The organism is Agrobacterium leguminum, from assembly GCF_015704895.1.
Taxonomy (GTDB): domain Bacteria; phylum Pseudomonadota; class Alphaproteobacteria; order Rhizobiales; family Rhizobiaceae; genus Agrobacterium; species Agrobacterium leguminum.
The window spans coordinates 1-17,348 of the sequence record NZ_JADQWB010000023.1; the positions used below are offsets into that span (position 1 = coordinate 1).

A 17,348-nucleotide genomic window follows, 5' to 3' on the forward strand; every position below is an offset into this window, starting at 1 on the left:
GTCGTCGAACTGCGAACTGTCGACGATGTTGCAGCCTTTTTCCGCCAGATAACCGGAAATCGCAGCCACAATGCCACGGGTCGATTTGCAGGCTACGGTCAGAACATAGGATGTCATTCGTTTTTCCGTTGTTGAAGCAGGTTCATTGGATTGTGTGAGGAATCTCTGCAGATCAGGTCGCGACACGCGCCTCCTCGCTCAACTGGCCGTTCATCCAGTCGGCACCGGCAGCGATACCGCCGAGCGGAAAGACGTGTATCTGCGCAATGCGGCTTTCTGGATGGGCCGCCTTATAATCCGCTATATCCGCCAGGACTTCCGCCGGTTCGTAAGGCTTCAGAAGCTGGCTGAGATCGAGCGCACGCCTTTGCAGCACGGCAAGCGATGGGCCAACGCCGCAGGCTATCGCAAATCTGATCAACGTCTGCAATTTGGTCGGGCCGGCAATGCCGACATGGATCGGCAAGCCAATACCGGCTGCGGCTATGCGCTCCGCCCAGGCGATCACGGGGCGGGCGGCGAAGGCGAATTGTGTTACGATGGCCATGTCCGCATCCGTGCGCTCGCAATAGTCCTGTTTGAGGGCCAAGGCTTTATCGACGATGCGGGTGGAACCGTCCCTGTCAATCGCTCCATTGCCTTCCGGGTGCCCGGCGACATGCAGCCGCCTGAAACCGTGACGGTCGAACAGGCCGGTCTCGAGAAGCTGGATGGAACTGTCGAAATCTCCCGCCGGCGTGGTAACACCGCCGCCGAGAAGCAGGGCCTCCTCCACACCGGCCTCATTTTTATAGCGCGTGATCCATTCTTCCAGCGTCGCCACATCCGCAATGAGGCGGGATGGAAAATGCGGCATGACCGGAAAACCGGCCTCACGAAGACGCCTTGCCGTCGCCACCATGTCATCGATCGGCGTTCCCTCTATATGGGCGACGTAAACGCGCGTGCCGGCCGGCAGCAGAGCCTTGAAATCATCGATCTTTGCCGCCGTTCTCGGCATCACTTCAATGGAATATCCGGAAACGATATCCTTCAGATGGGCTGTATCGGGAGATTTCTCCCCGCGTCTACCTTTCAACAGGTCCAGTAGTGCCACCATGTGTCCTCCGGGAGGTCTGAAGAGAATGCGGCAGGCTTGCCGGACCCGCCAGCGCATGCCTAACTCCATGAATTATTGAAAAATTTTGATATCCGGCGACCTCTTTCATCGGGCACGCCGCAATGAAAGAGGTCACGATTTCAAGGTCCACACAGGCGCGGGCGAAGCCGCCCGGGGCTAGATCACCGCACGCAGCTTTTCCTGCGCCGCCTTGGAGTATGGAATGGACGAAACCTTCGCCCTGATCGTCGTTTGCGCGTGGCGTTCCACATGCGGCTTGCGCGAACCGCCGTTCACTTCTCCCCATGTCAGCACGACCTCGGTGCCGACATCCGCATAGGCCTCGTCTATGCCGCAAAGCGAGGTCATGTCGCGCTCATTGATGTTGTAACCGCAATATTGCGACATGCCGATCAGCCTGCCATCTTTCGCACGGACTTCATCGGCCTGCGGCCAGCCGAAATAGGCGGTCGGCATATCGATCGCCTTATAGATCGGGCCATCCCCCAGTTGAGAGGCGAATATCTTGAGAACATCTTCCTTGTTCCATTGCAGCGCGCGCTTGACCCGGCGCGGCTGCTTGAGCTGCGCTTCCAGCGCCTCCCGGCCGATAAAATCATGGTCGAATTTCACCAGCCGCTCATAACCGAGCGCCCAGGGAGTCCAGTAATAATCCTCGATATTGCTGGTGTAGAGGCTGCCGCCGAGCTGCATATTCGCTTCCCAGCTATCGGCCGGAAGCCATTCGCGGTAGGAACGCAGTTCCTCGCCGGAGTAGATGCCGGGCAGCGGATAGGGTATCCAGCCATCCTCGAGCGGCGTGCTGTAATAGGTTCGGGTGCCCGCCTGAAGCAGGCCGTATTTTTCGCCCGCCTTGAGGATAGCGTCGCGGACGATATCCATTTCCGCAAAAGCGCCGGATATTTCAGCGCCGGCATGGCCCGCCATGCCGTGGCGCAGCACATGCACCCTGCATCCGGCAATGGTGACATAGGCCGTATGGAAGAACTTGATTTCCGGCCAACCGCCTTCGCAGATTTCTTCAAGAATATCGCGGGCGTTCGGCCCTTCGATCTGGAAACGATATTTCGTGCGTTTGCCGTCCGGGCTGTAGGGTGTGGTCGGATCGAAACGGAATTCGACATTATAACCGCCGGTCTCGCCATTATAGCGAACCCAGTTCAGAACCGGCATGCCGCTGATGAGTTCGAAACCTTCATCCTCGCCGTAATAGTTCAGGATGCAATCGCCGATATGATGGCCGCGCGGCGTGCAGGCGATATATTGCTTGGCGCGACCGGTGGAAAGATTGGCGAACGAGCAGGGGGAAAGGTCGCTCAGAAGCTTTTGCGCGTCCGGACCTTTCACATAAAGAACCGGCATATGATGCGATTGGTTGAAGAGAACGGCGCTTTCACGCCAGGCCCTCTGCTCTTCGCGCCAGTTGCTATATTCCGGCGCAATCAGCGTCGCAAAAAGGCTGGTCCGCGATTTGTGATACTGGGAAATCGTATCGTTATAGAAATAGTCGACCAGGTTCTGTTTCGAATCGATCAGTTCTTGCAGATTTTTCATGGTATCAGCCTTCCTGTTCATGATGCTTGATAGGGTTGCCGCGCAAGTGCAGGCGGTTCTGGCGCAGGCGGGAAAATTGCGTAGGCTCCGCCGCTCCGACCCGGACCGGCGCTACGGCCGGGGCGGTTTCAGTCATGCTGGAATGCCGGCGATTACTTCACGGCGGGCATGTCGCAGGCGGAGACGTAAGGGTCCTCGCCCCGCTCCATTGCGATCCGCGGCGAACCCATGCGCCATTTGCCTTCCGGCCCCGCTTCCACCTCAAGGGCGTAATAATTGTCGAGCGGCATATGGTTCTTGCCAAAAGTCAGCTTGCCGCGAACGGACTTGAAATCCGCCGCCTCCAGCGCGGTGCGAAGGGCAGCCTTGTTCTCAAGGTCTCCCTTGGCGGTTTCCACGGCGGATTTGATAAGCTGGATGGCGTCATAGGCGGCAGCCGCATAATTCGAGGGATCCCGTCCGTATTTCTGCCGGAAGTCGGCGACGAAACGCCGGTTTTCGGGCGTATCGAGATCGGGATACCAATAGTCCGTCAACACGGAGCCAAGCGCACCCGTCGCATTGCCTTTCTGAAGCGCCGGCAGGGCGATCTGGTCGAGCGTATAGACGGTATAGAGCTTTACCTTGCCCTTGAGGCCGGATTGCTCGAACTGGGTCATGAAAGCGGCAGAACGACCGGGATAGAAAGCAAAGAGCGCTTCCGCGCCGCTCGCGGCCACCTTGCTGAACTCGGCGGAGAAATCGAGCTGCGGATCGTCACCCCATTTGGTGAAATCCTGGCCGACGACCTTGCCCTTGAAGGTATTCAGCAGACCTTTGACGACATCCTGCCCGGCGGCGTAATTCGGCGCCATGGTATAGATCGCGTTGACACCGCGCTTGTTGAGTTCTTCACCGAGCGCCATGGACATCACGTCGCCCTGCCCGCGCATGCTGTAAAAATTCGGATTGCACAGCTTTCCGGCCATGTCGGACGGCGCCGCATTCGTGCTGATGACGATCGTGCCGGAATCGAGCGCGCTTTTGCGCGAGGCAAGCAGAACATTCGACCAGATATAGCCCGTGATGAAATCGACCTTGTCCTGGCGCACGAGCTTCTCGGTCTTCTGGCGGCCGACATCGGGCTTCAGGGCATCGTCCTCGACCACGAGTGCGATGGGCCTGCCGGCGATCTTGCCGCCCGCATGATCGACCGACAGCCGGATCGCATCTTCGACATCCCGCCCGATGACGGCAGCCGGCGTCGTCAGCGTGGTAACGAGGCCGATCTTGATTGGCTCCTGTGCGGATAATGGCTCTGTGAGGCTGAATAGGGCGGCAACGGCCGCGAGATATTTGATTGTCATTTTCCCCTCCGTGCCGGCTCCTCTCCGGCTTCATTTACATACCGCTTAATCGGTATGTTTTCAACAAAAAGATTCTCTGCTATGGAAAGTTTCGTCTATTGAATACGGGAATAGCTCCGGAATTTGCGGTGGAGCAGAGTGCGAAGATGGCGAAAGCAAGAGCCCCGCAGGGGCGCAACAGGATAGTGGCATCAGGCAATGCAGAAAAAGCGACGCACACAGGCTGAACGAAGCGCCGAAACGAAGGAGAAAATCCTGCAGGCGACGATCGACCTGCTCTTCGAACAGGGCAATGCACGGCTGACGACGGCGCTGGTCGATGAGCGGGCCGGCGTCTCGAGCGGCGCGCGGGTGCATCATTATCCCGCCAAGATCGATCTGGTCGTGGCCGCGACCGGTCATACTTACGAGCTTGCCGCACAACTCGGCCGCCAGCGGGCGCTTTCTGCGCGCAACTCGCCGGAGCCTCTCCGGGAATATGTGAAGGATTGCCTGTCGATCTATTTCGACTGGCCGTTCATCGCCGCGCTTGAGGTCGTCATCACCGCGCGGACCGACGAGGTGTTGATGGAACGCCTGCGCCCGGTTCTCGAAAATTTCCACGGCGCCATGAAAGCGACATGGATCGAGACATTCGTGGCGACCGGTTACACACCGTCCGAAGCGGAAGAGGAACTCGCTTTAACGCTCAATCTCATCCGGGGAATGGCCGTCAATAAAATCTGGAAAAGCGGCGATGCGGCCTATGCGCCATTGCTGGATGCCTGGTGCGCGGATCGGGCGGCGCGGCGCAAGACGGCGGCCGCGCTCAAGGGATAATTGTGGGCCATTCGCATTGAGATGGCCGGAAGCGAATTTCGCCGGCATTCGACCCGGATGCCGGAACGGATCAGACGCTCAGATATTGCTTGACCGTTTCTTCCTCGGCGCGCAGCTTCTCCGGTGCGCCCGTCCAGACGACGCGACCCTTTTCCACCACATAGAACCTGTCGGCGACGCCAAGCAGCCGCTTGATGTGTTTGTCGATGACGACGATGGATTGCCCCAACTCCCGCAGACGGGCGATGCAGTGCCATATCTGATCGCGCACGACGGGTGCCAGTCCCTCCGTCGCCTCATCGAGAATAAGCAGCCGTGGATTGGTCATCAGCGCCCGACCGATTGCCAGCATCTGCTGCTCTCCTCCGGAAAGAAGATTGGCATAGGAACCGTTTCGCTCGGAAAGCCCCGGAAAAAGCTCATATATGCGCTCCACCGTCCAGCATTGCGGCTCCGCCCGGCGGTTGGCGGCCGCCACCTTCAGGTTTTCATGCACCGTGAGGTTTGGAAAAACCTGCCGCCCCTCCGGCACCAGACCCAACCCCGTCCGGGCGACGCGGGCGGTCGAAAGGCCATCGAGCCTTTTGCCTTCGAACTCGATCGCGCCGTCCCATGCCGGCAGCAGGCCCATCAGCGCCCGCACGGTGGTCGTCTTGCCCATGCCGTTGCGGCCCATGAGGCAGACCACCTCACCGGCATCGACCTCAAAGGACATGTCGAACAGAATCTGGCTGCGGTCGTAACCGCTCGTCAAATTGCGGACTTTCAGCATCAGGCATCCTCCCCGAGATAGGCTTCCCGGACCCGCGCATCGTTGCGGATGTCTTCGGGCGTTCCAACGGCGACGATCTCGCCGCGCACGAGCACGGTCACCCGGTCGGCCAGTTCGAACACGGCCTCCATGTCATGCTCGACCAGAAGTATGGTGATGAGGCCCTTGAGGCCGGCGAGAAACCGCGTCATCGCCCGACTTTCCTCCGAGCCCAGCCCGGCCATCGGTTCGTCGAGCAGAACAAGGGCCGGATTGCCGGCAAGCGCGATGGCAAGCTCCAGCATGCGCTGCTCGCCATGGCTGAGATCGGCCACTTTTCGCGACATATCCATGCCGTTCAGGCCGATGAGCGCGAGCATCTGCGCCGCACGCGCCTGCAAATCCGCATTGCGGTCGACCCGACGCCAGAAGCGGAATGCATGGCCATCGCTTGCCAGAAGCGCCAGGATGAGGTTTTCCCCGACGCTGAGGTCTCGAACCAGCGTCGTGATCTGGAACGACCGCGCCATGCCGAGCCTCGCCCGCTCATGCGAGGGGCGGTTGGTGACATCGACACCGTTGATGAGCACGGCACCGGATGTCGGCAGGATTTCTCCGAAAAGCTGGCTGATCAGCGTCGTCTTGCCCGCGCCATTGGGGCCGATCACCGCATGAAGCTCGCCCTTGGCGAGCGACATGGAGAGATTGCGGGTGGCGTGCAGGCCGCCGAAAAATTTTTGCAGATTGCGAACCTCGAGCACCGCGTTCATGCGCGCCTCCCCGAACAGATGAGACCGACGAGGCCACCCTTGGCGAAAAGCACGACGGCGATCAGGAAAAGACCGAACCAGAAGTGCCAGTAGACCGTCAATCCGCCGAGAAATTCCTCGATCAGGAGAAAGACCAGCGCCCCGACGACGGGACCGGCGACCGTGGACACGCCGCCGACGATGACCATGAAGATAAGCTCGGCGGAACTTGTCCAGCTCATCGATTCCGGTGTCACGAAACTCGTGAAATTCGCATCGAGGAAGCCGGCAAGGCCACAGATCACGCCGGCGGCGATATAGGCGGCGAGGCGATAGCGATAGGGATCGAACCCGACCGCCTTCACCCGCCGCTCATTGCCCTTCGCCGCCTTGAGGAGCAGGCCGAAATCGGATTGGCGGATGCGGGCAAAACCAAGCATCACAAGCGCCAGCACCGCCAGCACCACGTAATAAAGTACGGACCTGTCGCCGAGATCGACCACCGTGCCGAAGCTGCTCGGATAATTGATCGTCAGCCCGTCATCGCCGCCGAACTGCCTGAGGCCGATCATGGTGAAATAGACCATCTGCGCGAAGGCGAGCGTGATCATGATGAAATGCACACCGCGCGTTCTAAGCGCGACGAGGCCGGTCAGACAGGCGAAGAGCCCGCTGACGCCTACCGTGACCAGCAACTGGATGACACCGTTGTCGATGTCGAAATCGGCGAGGATGCCGACGGAGTAAGCGCCGATGCCGAGAAAGGCCGCGTGACCGAGACTGACCAGCCCACCGAGGCCGATGATAAAATTAAGGCTGACGGCGGCGATGCCGAGGATCATTGCCCGCAGCAGGACTTCCACCCAGAAGTCATGGCCGAGCGCCGCAAGCACTGATGGCGCCACCGCCAGCAGGAGAAGGACGGCAATCGCCGTCAGCAGATCGCGATCCACCGCCCTGCCCGCTGCAGTCTCCCGCTTTGAAGCCGGCTGCACTGATGGAGCGATTACCGAAGTGGTTTCTGTCATCACATCACCTGCTTGCTGGCGGGAAGAGGCCCTCGGGCCGGAAGATCAACACCAGTGTCATGGTGAGATAGATCAGGATGGAGGCGAGCGACGGACCCGCCGAAGAGGCGACTTCCGGCGGAAACACCGCATTCAGCAGCGACGGCAGATAGGCCCGCCCAAGCGTATCGATCAGCCCGACCCCGAGAGAGGCGATAAAGGCGCCGATGATCGAACCGATGCCGCCGATGATGATCACCACCAGCGCCAATATGACGATCTGGTTGCCCATGCCGATAGAAGCGCCGGTGATGGGGGCCACCATGATGCCGCCGATGCCGGCCAGAACCGCGCCGATTGCGAACACCAATGCGAAGACCATGCGCGTTTCTATGCCCAGCGCCCGTGCCATTTCCTCGTTGGAGGCGGATGCCCGCACCATCATTCCGACCCTCGTGCGGGTGATGACCTGCCAGAGCGCAATCGCCACGAGAGCCGCGACGACCACGATGAACAGCCGGTAAGACGGCAGGGTGATGCCGCCAAGCGCGATCTGCCCGCTGAGCCAGGCCGGCAGGGGAACCGACAGTCCTTCCGGGCCCCAGAGATATTTCACCGCCGTATCCGCGCAGAGCACAAGGCCGAATGTCGCCAGAACCTGGTCGAGATGATCGCGCTTGTAGAAATGCCGGGCAATCAGCCATTCGGCGATAAAACCGGCCGCCAGCGTCGCCGGCAGGGCGATGAGCATGCCGAGCACAAAGGAATCGAGCGCGATGGCGACGGTGGCGCAGATATAGGCGCCGATCATGTAAAAAACGCCATGCGCCAGATTGATGAAGTCCATGATGCCGAAGACCAGCGACAGGCCGGCGGCCAGCAGAAACAGGATCAGTCCAAGCTGAACCCCGTTCAGAAGTTGATTGGCAAACAGGATAATATCCATTTTCTCCTCCCAGAGCCGTACCGCCGAACGATGTTTTCTCACCCCTCGTTGCGGCAAGCTTCCACATAGGGATCGGTCAGGTCTTTCATTTCGAGACCGTCCGACCTGAGGCTCCAGACACCGTTCGCATCCGGTGCCACTTCAAGGCTGAGATAGCGATCGATGGGGAAATGATTGCGGGCAAGCTTGTAGCGGCCACGCACGGAGTCGTAGTCAGCCTTGGCGAGCGCCGCACGCACCGCATCGGTCGCGGAGATATCGCCGCCCGCCTGCTCCACCGCCGCTTTGACATACGGGATAAGATCATAGGCGGCCGCCGCGTAATTCGAAGGCACGCGGTTATATTTCGCCTTGAAATCGGCAACGAAGCGCTGGTTGGCGGGTGTTGCAAGATCCGGCGACCAGTAATCCGCCGAGCTTGACCCCAGAACCGCATCGATCTTCGCTTCCTGAAGCTTCGGCAGCGCGATCTGGTCCATGGTATAGACGCTGTAAAGCTTGACCTTCTTGCTCAGTCCCGATTGTTCGAACTGGCGCGCGAAAATCGCGGCGCGGCCGGGATAGAAGGCGAAAAGCGCGTCCGCGCCCGATGCCGCCACCTTGGCGAATTCCGCCGAAAAATCGAGCTGCGGATCATCGCCCCATTTGGTGAAATCGCGACCAGCCACTTCCCCGCCAAAACTGCTTTCCACCCCGGCGGCCATGTCCTTGCCGGCGGTATAGTTGGGCGCCATCACATAAAGCTTCTTCACCCCGCGCTCGTTCATGACCTTGCCGAGCGCAATCGGCACCATGTCGTTCTGGCCGCGCAGCGAAAAGAAATTGGGGCTGCAAAGCTTGCCGGCAAGCTCGGAAGGCCCGGCATTGGTGCTGATCAGAAATTTGCCGGAATCGAGCACCGATTTGCGCGCCGCCATCAGCACGTTGGACCAGATGAAACCCGCGACGATATCGACGCCGTCCTGGCGCACCAGCTTCTCCGCCTTCTGGCGGCCGAGTTCCGGCTTCAGCCCGTCATCTTCGAAAACGACCTCGATCGGATGGCCGGCGATCTTGCCGCCGGAATGTTCGACCGCGAGCTTGACGGCATCGACCATATCGTTGCCGATGGATGCGGCGGGCGTGGTCAGCGTGGTGATGAAACCGATCTTGATCGGCTCCTGTGCGCCCGCCGTTCCGCTCATGAGCAAGGCGGACAGGGCCGCTGCTACGAAACGTTTCATTGTGTTCTCCCTCCCTGAAAACATAATTTCGTTATTCGTTATCCGGCTGATTGACCGGCGCCGCCTTGCGGAAAGCCTCCAGTTCCGAAAGCGCCTGCCCGATCCTGCCGATATGCGGATAGGCCTCCATATCCACATCGAAACGCCTGTTGTTGACGAGCTGCGCCGCAAGGCAGATATCCGCCAGCGTCACGCTGTCGCCATGGCAGAACCGGCCGGTTTCCGGCTCTGTCGCAAGCCGTTGCTCCAGCGCCGCGAAGGTCTCGGCCACCCAATGCCGGAACCACGCGGCCTGCGCTTTTTCATCGGCGCCAAAATGCTCCCTGAGATAGGCCAGAACCCTGAGATTGTTGATCGGATGGATCTCGAGGGCGATCATCTGCGCGAGGCTGCGCACGCGCTGACGCCCTTCGGCATCCTTCGGCAACAAAGCCGGCTCCGGAATTTTCTCCTCCAGAAATTCGATGATCGCGAGCGACTGCGTATAGGTTTCGCCATCGGTCCAGGTGAGCGCCGGCACGAGACCCTGCGGGTTGAGCCTGAGAAAACGGTCGGACCGCTGCTCGCCCTTGCGCAGGTGGAACGCTTCGTAATCATAGTCCACACCCTTGAGCGCCAGCGCGATCCTGACGCGATAGGAGGTGGAGCTTCTGAAATAATTATGCAGGATCGGCCGGCTCATGCGGCCTTCCCCGCGCGCCGGGCGGCGGATGCGGGCTCCACGATCTCGATGGCGATCTCACCCAGCCCGTCGATGCCGCCGGTCACCCTGTCTCCCGGCACAATCGCGCCGACACCCGCAGGCGTTCCCGTCATGATGATATCGCCGCGCTTCAGCGACATGGAGCGCGACAGGATGGAAACGATTTCCGGCACATCCCAGATCAGCTCGGCAATATCGGCTTCCTGCCGGCTCGCACCGTTGACCGCAAGCCAGATCCGCCCCTGCGACGGATGACCCACCTGCGCGGCGCGGCGGAGGGGCGCGATGGGAGCGGAAAGATCGAAGGCCTTGCCCCAATCCCAGGGCCGTCCCTTGTCGCGCGCCGCCAGTTGCAGATCGCGGCGGGTAAGGTCGATGCCCACGCCATAACCCCAGACCATATCGAGGGCCGCTTCCTGCGGCACATCCACGCAATCCTGGCCGATCGCCACGACAAGCTCGATCTCGTAGTGGAAATCCTCGGTCTCCGGCGGATAGGGTATCGTGCTGCCATTATCGACCACGGCGTCCGCCGGCTTGGTGAAAAAGAACGGCGGTTCGCGGTCCGGATCCTTGCCCATTTCACGGGCATGGGCGGCGTAGTTTCGGCCGACGCAGAATATGCGCCGCACCGGGAAACGGCTCTCGCTGTCATGGATGGCAATGGATGCCGGGGCCGGGGGATCGAATTCGAAATCGCTCATGGGTTTTCCAATCTGTCCTTTATCCGGGTCTGAAAGCCGCAAAAGCGGCGTCAGACCATCTCGTGTTCCTGTCGGGGCCAGCGTGTCCTCAATGGACGCGCTCAGCGCTCAGATCGATTTTCCGCAGGGTCTGCCGATCGATCTTGCCGGTTCCCGTCTTCGGCAATTCCTGGAAGAAAATGACGCTGCGGGGATATTTGTAGGGCAGCAGCGTCTTCTTGACGTGTTGCTTGAGCGTCTCGGCGGCGCTCGCCTCATCCGCATCCGGCTGTTCTAGAACGACAAAAGCCTGAAGCGTCATCCGCCGGTCGGCCATTTCCACCGCCAGCACCGCGCATTCGCGCACCAGCGGATGGTCAGCGAGGCAAAGCTCCACTTCCAGCGGATAGACCCACTGGCCCGAAACCTTGATGAATTCATCGGCGCGGCCGAGGAAATAATAGAACCCGTCGGCATCGCGCTTCATGCGGTCGGAGGTGTAGATCCAGCCATCGCCGCGCATGGTTTCAGCGGTTTTGTCGGGTCGGTTCCAGTAAAACGGCGCGTTGGAATCGCCGCGCACCCATAGGACACCGCTTTCGCCATCCGGCACCTCGTTACCGTCGGGATCGCGCAGCGAAATCTCGTAACCCGGCACACGCAGCCCGGCAGCGCCAGGCCGCCGCATCTCTTTCGTATTCGAAAGATAGATATGCAGCACCTCGGTGGAACCGAGACCTTCGACAATGTCGTGACCCGACAGTGCCCGCCAGGCTTCCGCCACCTCATTGGCCAGCACTTCCGCCGCCGAAAGGCAGAGTTTCAGGCTGGAAAGATCGGCTCCGGCCGCCTCCGGCGCATTGATAAGCGACGTATAGAGCGTCGGCAGCCCGAAGAAATGCGTCGGCCGATAACGCCGGATCGCATCGAAGACCACATCGGCCTTCGGCTGCCCCGGAACAAGAACGCTGGTCGCCCCGACCGAAAAGGGAAAGGTCAGCGAATTGCCGAGACCATAAGCGAAGAAAATCTTCGGAACCGAAAAACAGATATCGTCGGGCGAGATATCCAGAACATGATGCCCGAAGGATTGCGCCGTAAAAGCCATGTCGTGCTGCAGATGGACAATGCCCTTCGGACGCCCGGTGGAACCGGAGGAATATTGCCAGAAGGCCATATCGTCACGCCGCGTCGGCGCCGCTTCAAGCTCCGTGCCGGCATCGGCGAGGAATGTCCAGGCTTCGACCGCCGGCACCGGGCAATCGGCCGGAACCGGGCCGTTCGTCACGACCACCTTTTCCAGCAGCGTATCGGTGCAGGCGACAGTGTCGAAACGGGAGGCGAAAGCGGCATCGACGATGGCGATACGCGCCGAGGAATCCTGCAGATAGAAATTCAAAAGGTCGGGCGGCGTCAGCGTATTGATGAGCAGCGGCACGAGGCCGGCCCGAAGCGCACCGAACAAAGCCGCCGGACAGGCGGGCGTGTCATCGAGAAACAGCAGCACCCTTTCGCCATGGCCAAGACCGGCTTCAATCAAGGCATTGCCGAAACGGCAGGCATCGGCGCAGAGCTCGGCATAGGTGCGGGTTCCGGCTGGGCCGATCACGGCCGGATGATCGCCTCGGCCCCTTTCCAGATTATCGAAAAGGATGGTGCTGGCATTGTAGATTTCCGGCATGGAAAAGCCGATTTCGAGACTGCCGGCGGCATTGCGCGGCACCCCGTCTTCGGGCGGCTGCGGCAGGGTTTCGTAAAGCTTGGCCTGAACGATCATATCTTCCTCCTTCAGGCGGCCGGGCGCGGACGCGAGGCGTCGTAGCGCTGCATGAAACGCGGGGACATCGACCGCAGCCGCTCATCGTCGATACGGCCGGAGCGAGTGATGTAACTATGGGCGAAATCGACCGGCGAAAGGCGCATATGTTTTGGAACATCCGCATACCAGCCGGCGCTTTCACGCGCGGCCCGCACCAGCTTTTCCACCACCGGCTGCCTTTCGGCCTGATAGTGCTCAAGGGCATCGCGCACATCGCCAGGATGCGCTTCGAGCGCCTTTACCAGCGCCAGAACATCCTCGAGCGCCAGCCGGGTGCCGGATCCGATGGAATAATGCGCGGTGTGCAAGGCGTCGCCGATCAACACCATGTTGCGATGCGACCAGCGCCCGTTCCATATCCACGGGAAATTGCGCCAGGTGGACTTGTTGGCGACGAGCCCGTGGCCATCGAGCGTTTCGGCGAAAATCGCCTCGCAGCGCGCCTTGCTGTCTTCGGGGCCGAGCCGATCGAAGCCTGCTTTCAGCCAACTTTCACGATCGCACTCGACGATGAAAGTGCTCATGGTTGGCGAATAACGATAGTGGTGGGCATTGAAAGCGCCGAATTCTGTCTCGACAAAAGTCTGTGTCAGCGTTTCGAAGCGCTTGGTGGTGCCGAACCAGACGAATTTCTCATCGAGATAGGTAAGCGACGTCTGGAAATCGCCTTCAAAGGCGCGGCGCACCAGCGAATTGACGCCATCGGCGGCAACGACAAGGTCGTAACCATCGAGTTCCGACACCGACTGCACTGTCGTTGAAAACGAAAGCTCCACACCTGCGGCGCGCGCCCTTTCCGTCAACAGCAGGATAAGGTCGAGGCGGCCGATGGCCGAAAACCCGACGCCATCCAGCGCAACACTCTCACCACGATGGACGAGGGTGATATCCGACCAGGTCTCCATGCGGGCCGTGACAAGGTCCGCCGTTTCCGGATCGTCGGTACGCAGGAAATCCATGGCCTTTGCCGAAAACACGACACCGAAACCGAAAGTCGCCCCTTCCGGATTGTGCTCGAACACCTTCACGACGTCGGCCGGATGCCGCCTTTTCCACAGACCGGCGAAATAAAGCCCTCCCGGCCCACCGCCGATAACAGCCACCCGCTTCATGCGCATCCTCCCTCACGCAATTGCTTTTCATCAATCTAGCGGATATTACGTATAGTGCAATAGATTTTATGGAGCGCAACGAATGAAAACCTTCGCAACGGAAATCACAGTGGAATGGGGGGATTGCGACGAGGCGGGCATCGTTTTTTATCCGAACTATTTCTATTGGCTAGATTGCACCTTCCAGAGGCTGCTGCGTTCGCAAAATCTGGGGCAACGGCAGAACAGGGCGGAATTCGGCGCGGTGACGCCGCTTGTGGATGTCGGCCTGCAGTTCAAGGCGCCGGCCCGCTATGACGATACGCTTCGCATCGAGGCCACTATTGCGGAATGGCAGGAACGCAGGTTCCGCATCGCCTATCGCATTTTTTCCGGTGAAAAGATCATCGCGGAGGGTTATGAGGTTCGGGCATGGGCAACCATGACGGATAATGGTCTCAAGGGCGCGCCCATATCCGCGGAATTCAGGAGGCGACTACAATGAACGGCGAGGACGATGTCGACAACGAGGCTTCGGGCAACGGCAATGCCCGCGGCGGCATTCAGGCTCTCGATGCGGCTCTGACCGTGCTGCATGCGCTTGCCGATTTCGAAGGGCCTGCCGCATTGATCGACATCGCCCGGGCGGTATCCATGCCATCCAGCAAGGTCCATCGTTATCTCGCCAGTTTCATCCATGCCGGTTTTGTCCGGCAGACCCAGCGATCCGGCCGTTACGAGCTGGGGCCGTTTGCGGCTTCTCTCGGCATCGCCGCGCTCGGCCGCAGCGATTTCGTCAATCAGGCCGCCGATGCGCTGCCGGACCTCGTGGAACAGACGGGCCTGACGGTGCTGCTCACCGTATGGGGCAGCCAGGGCGCGACCGTGATCCGCTGGTGCCGGGCGCCGAGCCCGATGGTGACATCCTTCGGCCTCGGCAGCAGCCTGCCGCTTCTCACTTCCTCCAGCGGCCGGGTCTTTCTCGCCTTTCTGCCACGCCACGTCACCGCCGCCCGGCTTTATCTCGAGGTCGAACGCGCGATGGATGCAGGCCTCTCCTGGCCTGATCTCGATCTTAGCGGCGCAAGCATCGACCGGCTGGCGGAAACCATTCGCGCCGATGGTTTTGCCAGCGTCGACGGCCGCTACGTCCCCGGCCTTCGGGCGGTGGCGGCGCCCGTCATCAACTGGCAGGGCGAGGCGGAAGCTGCCGTTACCTTAATCAGCAACTCCGAGCAGATCCTGTCGGCGGATAATCCCGCCGTGCGCCAGCTGCTTGATTTTACAACAGCCATATCCAGCCGGCGGCAATGGCCTTCGTCGAAGGCCTAAAGCGCGTCGCGCTTAATCTCTTTGTTTTCATGCATGTCGTTATCCCGAAACCGCTGCACACTTCGGGCGACATGCATTAGGGCCTCTCCGGCCAGAAGGGCGGATCTGCAATTTCGCCGTTGAAAACAAGGCTGCAGCGCGGGCCACGTCCCGTCAGCCACCGAAGCAGGTCAACGGCCGGCCCGCTGACCGAGTTTTTGCCTGAGCCGATGACGATGGAGCCCACCCTGTCCGTCGGCTTCAGCGTCAATGAGAACGGCTGGCCGCGCATGTCCAGCGCCTGCGCCGCCTCTCGAAGAAGGCGATCCACCACTTCGGACGGAACATCCAGCAGGGAGGCCCCATTGTCGAGATCGACGGCGCAGAGCCATATTTCCCGGGTCCGCAGCCAGGGTGTCTGAGCGATCTCGACAAGACCGCCATTCAGGGGCTCCACCTGCGCCCGCCACCCCGCCCCATCGAGATCGCGCCACTCGACATCCAGATGCACCTGCGAATGTTTGAAAAGGTACCGCAGCGCATGGGCCGGCAGGCTTGCGCCGAAGGCGATATCCTCGTTCTGCGCTTCCGGCTCTTCCAGCATTTCCCGTCGCCGCCCAAGGCGCGCCGCCTCGACCAGCCGAGCAAGCGCCCGTGCCTGAAAACCGACATGGGCAATCACGTGTCGCCTGGTCCAGCCGGGAACGAGCGAAGGAAGAGCGAGCTCGCCATCGGAGAGTTCGTTCAATTTTCTCGCGAAATAAGCAGTCCCCAGCCGTGCATATCGCAATTCGGCGGCCGGCGCCGCAGACGAATCGTAACGGGCGCCAGCCCCCAGACGTTGACGCAGTTCCAAACGGGCGTCGGTGAGATCAGAAGACATCGTCCATTACTCCCGGTCGCGTCACCGGTCCCGCTCTTCCACATGGGTGCGGGCGAAATGAAGCCGCTCCATGATCGGCGCATCCGAAAAACGGAAAAGATCGAACTGGCTTTCCGCCCGCAGCGACCATTGCACCCAGGACGGCACGACGAACATATCGCCCTTTTCGAGCCTGTGTTCCTTGCCGTTGAGCACGACGGAGCCCCTGCCATCGAATACCTGAAAAACCGACGAGCCCACCTCGCGCCGGCCGGGCGTGACGGCGCCTTCCCGCAACCGATGAAACTCCGCCCGGATGGTCGGCATGACGTCGCCGCCGGTGGTGGGGTTGATGTAGCGCACCGCCGCATGCCCCGGCCCCATGGTGGCCGGCTGCCCCTCCTCCTCCAGCAGAAGCTGCTCTGTCAGGGCGCGGTCGGTATGTTCCCAGCGATAGGCGCCGATCGGCGAGGATACGGTTGCCGCAAGGCCGGAAAGCGGCCGCAGGCCCGGGTGACACCAGAGCCTTTCGCCGCGCGAAAATTTCGGCGTCGCATAATCGGTGACGCGGTCCGACCCGAATTCGAAAAAGCCGACATCGTTCTGGTAGGAAAAGGGGATGTCGAGCCCGTCGATCCAGGCCATGGGGTGGTCGGTATCGTTGTGATGGCCATGAAAATGCCAGCCCGGCGTCAGCAGAAAATCACCCCGGCTCATCCGAACCGGGTCGCCATTCACCACGGTCCAGACCCCTTCGCCTTCGACGACGAAGCGGAAGGCATTCTGTGCGTGGCGATGTTCCGGCGCCGTTTCGCGCGGCCCGAGATACTGGATCGCGGCCCAGAGCGTGGGACTGATATAGGCCCTGCCGCCAAGACCCGGATTGGCAAGCCCGATCGCCCGCCGCTCCCCGCCACGCCCGACCGGAACGAGATCGCCCGACCGTTTCGCAAGCGGATAGAGCCTGGACCACTTCCACACATGCGCCACGGCCTTGGGATTGGGCACCACCGGCATCAGGTCGTCTATCTGGGTCCAGAGCGGTTTTAGATGTTCCGCTTCGAAATCCGCATAAAGCTGGCGAAGCTCCGGCGTGTCATCCGGCACCATCATGTTGCTTTTCGTTTCGCTCTGCACGGTTTCGTTCCTCCCTGTCGTCTTCTGCGGCGGCGCTTGAGGCCGGGAGCATCTCCTCATCCCGGTATCGAAATCGCCCTATCCACCTCTTATTACGTACAGTAAAATATATTGCACTGAATGCAACATCAAAAACAATGCAGGAAGGCCTCCATGGCCAGAACCATCGAGGACCGCGATATCAATCTGTGATTTGGATGGGCATTTGCCCGGACCGCGCGAAGAGG

General features: G+C 60.6%; 17 protein-coding genes and 1 pseudogene. 3 read left to right on the plus strand and 15 right to left on the minus strand.

Annotation, left to right across the window (positions count from 1 at the left end; all coding sequences use genetic code 11):
- From purU to I3J13_RS23005, 4 genes and pseudogenes are all read right to left on the minus strand, one after another.
- Positions 1–117 (minus strand): annotated as a pseudogene (gene purU / locus I3J13_RS22990) (formyltetrahydrofolate deformylase); the annotation flags it as partial.
- 55 nt (positions 118–172) lie between these two features.
- Positions 173–1,099 carry a methylenetetrahydrofolate reductase gene (locus tag I3J13_RS22995; RefSeq protein ID WP_206696293.1) on the minus strand — a complete coding sequence of 309 codons (927 nt, stop codon included), beginning with the start codon at positions 1,097–1,099 and terminating at the stop codon, positions 173–175.
- 177 nt (positions 1,100–1,276) lie between these two features.
- Positions 1,277–2,674 (minus strand): aminomethyl transferase family protein, encoded by a 1,398-nt coding sequence (locus tag I3J13_RS23000; protein WP_236001122.1) that lies wholly within the window; start codon positions 2,672–2,674, stop codon positions 1,277–1,279.
- Positions 2,675–2,826: 152 nt separating this feature from the next.
- Positions 2,827–4,020 (minus strand): ABC transporter substrate-binding protein, encoded by a 1,194-nt coding sequence (locus tag I3J13_RS23005; protein WP_196380359.1) that lies wholly within the window; start codon positions 4,018–4,020, stop codon positions 2,827–2,829.
- 198 nt (positions 4,021–4,218) lie between these two features.
- Between I3J13_RS23005 and I3J13_RS23010 the strand changes: the two genes are divergently transcribed.
- Complete coding sequence (locus I3J13_RS23010; RefSeq protein ID WP_142780896.1) at positions 4,219–4,839, plus strand: TetR/AcrR family transcriptional regulator; 621 nt, start codon at positions 4,219–4,221, stop codon at positions 4,837–4,839.
- A 70-nt stretch (positions 4,840–4,909) separates the two neighbouring features.
- On the opposite strand, the gene I3J13_RS23015 is transcribed toward I3J13_RS23010, so the two are convergent.
- The 9 genes from I3J13_RS23015 to I3J13_RS23055 all read right to left on the minus strand — a co-directional run bounded on the left by I3J13_RS23015 (position 4,910) and on the right by I3J13_RS23055 (position 13,832).
- A complete protein-coding gene (locus I3J13_RS23015) occupies positions 4,910–5,611 on the minus strand; it encodes an ABC transporter ATP-binding protein (RefSeq protein WP_196380360.1) in 702 nt (233 codons plus the stop codon).
- Positions 5,611–6,360, minus strand: a complete 750-nt coding sequence (locus I3J13_RS23020) for an ABC transporter ATP-binding protein (protein WP_196380361.1) — start codon at positions 6,358–6,360, stop codon at positions 5,611–5,613. The genes I3J13_RS23015 and I3J13_RS23020 overlap by 1 nt, the downstream gene beginning before the upstream one ends.
- Positions 6,357–7,367 carry a branched-chain amino acid ABC transporter permease gene (locus I3J13_RS23025; protein WP_196380362.1) on the minus strand — a complete coding sequence of 337 codons (1,011 nt, stop codon included), beginning with the start codon at positions 7,365–7,367 and terminating at the stop codon, positions 6,357–6,359. The genes I3J13_RS23020 and I3J13_RS23025 overlap by 4 nt, the downstream gene beginning before the upstream one ends.
- 4 nt (positions 7,368–7,371) lie before the next feature.
- The gene (locus I3J13_RS23030) at positions 7,372–8,286 is read right to left on the minus strand and encodes an ABC transporter permease subunit (protein ID WP_196380392.1); all 915 of its coding nucleotides are present in this window, start codon (positions 8,284–8,286) and stop codon (positions 7,372–7,374) included.
- Between the two features lie 44 nt (positions 8,287–8,330).
- Positions 8,331–9,515 carry an ABC transporter substrate-binding protein gene (locus I3J13_RS23035; protein ID WP_059758349.1) on the minus strand — a complete coding sequence of 395 codons (1,185 nt, stop codon included), beginning with the start codon at positions 9,513–9,515 and terminating at the stop codon, positions 8,331–8,333.
- A 31-nt stretch (positions 9,516–9,546) separates the two neighbouring features.
- The gene (maiA, locus tag I3J13_RS23040) at positions 9,547–10,197 is read right to left on the minus strand and encodes a maleylacetoacetate isomerase (protein ID WP_196380363.1); all 651 of its coding nucleotides are present in this window, start codon (positions 10,195–10,197) and stop codon (positions 9,547–9,549) included.
- Positions 10,194–10,922, minus strand: a complete 729-nt coding sequence (locus I3J13_RS23045; RefSeq protein ID WP_196380364.1) for a fumarylacetoacetate hydrolase family protein — start codon at positions 10,920–10,922, stop codon at positions 10,194–10,196. Before I3J13_RS23045 ends, maiA begins: the two co-directional genes overlap by 4 nt.
- A gap of 88 nt (positions 10,923–11,010) precedes the next feature.
- Positions 11,011–12,678, minus strand: coding sequence for a benzoate-CoA ligase family protein (locus I3J13_RS23050; protein ID WP_196380365.1), 1,668 nt, complete (start codon positions 12,676–12,678; stop codon positions 11,011–11,013).
- A gap of 11 nt (positions 12,679–12,689) precedes the next feature.
- Positions 12,690–13,832 (minus strand): FAD-dependent monooxygenase, encoded by a 1,143-nt coding sequence (locus tag I3J13_RS23055; RefSeq protein ID WP_196380366.1) that lies wholly within the window; start codon positions 13,830–13,832, stop codon positions 12,690–12,692.
- An 82-nt stretch (positions 13,833–13,914) separates the two neighbouring features.
- Between I3J13_RS23055 and I3J13_RS23060 the strand changes: the two genes are divergently transcribed.
- Positions 13,915–14,316, plus strand: a complete 402-nt coding sequence (locus I3J13_RS23060) for an acyl-CoA thioesterase (RefSeq protein WP_196380367.1) — start codon at positions 13,915–13,917, stop codon at positions 14,314–14,316.
- On the plus strand, positions 14,313–15,143 hold the full coding sequence (locus I3J13_RS23065; protein WP_035263466.1) for an IclR family transcriptional regulator: 831 nt from the start codon (positions 14,313–14,315) through the stop codon (positions 15,141–15,143). The genes I3J13_RS23060 and I3J13_RS23065 overlap by 4 nt, the downstream gene beginning before the upstream one ends.
- A 76-nt stretch (positions 15,144–15,219) precedes the next feature.
- Here the strand turns inward: I3J13_RS23065 and I3J13_RS23070 are convergent, their stop codons facing one another.
- Entirely contained in the window at positions 15,220–16,005 is a 786-nt protein-coding gene (locus I3J13_RS23070) for a maleylpyruvate isomerase family mycothiol-dependent enzyme (RefSeq protein ID WP_196380368.1), read from the minus strand.
- Between the two features lie 21 nt (positions 16,006–16,026).
- Positions 16,027–17,121 carry a cupin domain-containing protein gene (locus tag I3J13_RS23075; protein WP_035263467.1) on the minus strand — a complete coding sequence of 365 codons (1,095 nt, stop codon included), beginning with the start codon at positions 17,119–17,121 and terminating at the stop codon, positions 16,027–16,029.
- Between the last annotated feature and the right edge of the window lie 227 nt (positions 17,122–17,348).

What these genes read in the sequence shown, in the direction of transcription:
- I3J13_RS22995 (WP_206696293.1), bottom strand. Translation starts at nt 1,099, where the DNA reads ATGGTGGCACTACTGGACCTGTTGAAAGGTAGACGCGGGGAGAAATCT.
- I3J13_RS23000 (WP_236001122.1), bottom strand. Translation starts at nt 2,674, where the DNA reads ATGAAAAATCTGCAAGAACTGATCGATTCGAAACAGAACCTGGTCGAC.
- I3J13_RS23005 (WP_196380359.1), bottom strand. Translation starts at nt 4,020, where the DNA reads ATGACAATCAAATATCTCGCGGCCGTTGCCGCCCTATTCAGCCTCACA.
- I3J13_RS23010 (WP_142780896.1), top strand. Translation starts at nt 4,219, where the DNA reads ATGCAGAAAAAGCGACGCACACAGGCTGAACGAAGCGCCGAAACGAAG.
- I3J13_RS23015 (WP_196380360.1), bottom strand. Translation starts at nt 5,611, where the DNA reads ATGCTGAAAGTCCGCAATTTGACGAGCGGTTACGACCGCAGCCAGATT.
- I3J13_RS23020 (WP_196380361.1), bottom strand. Translation starts at nt 6,360, where the DNA reads ATGAACGCGGTGCTCGAGGTTCGCAATCTGCAAAAATTTTTCGGCGGC.
- I3J13_RS23025 (WP_196380362.1), bottom strand. Translation starts at nt 7,367, where the DNA reads ATGACAGAAACCACTTCGGTAATCGCTCCATCAGTGCAGCCGGCTTCA.
- I3J13_RS23035 (WP_059758349.1), bottom strand. Translation starts at nt 9,515, where the DNA reads ATGAAACGTTTCGTAGCAGCGGCCCTGTCCGCCTTGCTCATGAGCGGA.
- maiA (WP_196380363.1), bottom strand. Translation starts at nt 10,197, where the DNA reads ATGAGCCGGCCGATCCTGCATAATTATTTCAGAAGCTCCACCTCCTAT.
- I3J13_RS23045 (WP_196380364.1), bottom strand. Translation starts at nt 10,922, where the DNA reads ATGAGCGATTTCGAATTCGATCCCCCGGCCCCGGCATCCATTGCCATC.
- I3J13_RS23050 (WP_196380365.1), bottom strand. Translation starts at nt 12,678, where the DNA reads ATGATCGTTCAGGCCAAGCTTTACGAAACCCTGCCGCAGCCGCCCGAA.
- I3J13_RS23055 (WP_196380366.1), bottom strand. Translation starts at nt 13,832, where the DNA reads ATGAAGCGGGTGGCTGTTATCGGCGGTGGGCCGGGAGGGCTTTATTTC.
- I3J13_RS23060 (WP_196380367.1), top strand. Translation starts at nt 13,915, where the DNA reads ATGAAAACCTTCGCAACGGAAATCACAGTGGAATGGGGGGATTGCGAC.
- I3J13_RS23065 (WP_035263466.1), top strand. Translation starts at nt 14,313, where the DNA reads ATGAACGGCGAGGACGATGTCGACAACGAGGCTTCGGGCAACGGCAAT.
- I3J13_RS23070 (WP_196380368.1), bottom strand. Translation starts at nt 16,005, where the DNA reads ATGTCTTCTGATCTCACCGACGCCCGTTTGGAACTGCGTCAACGTCTG.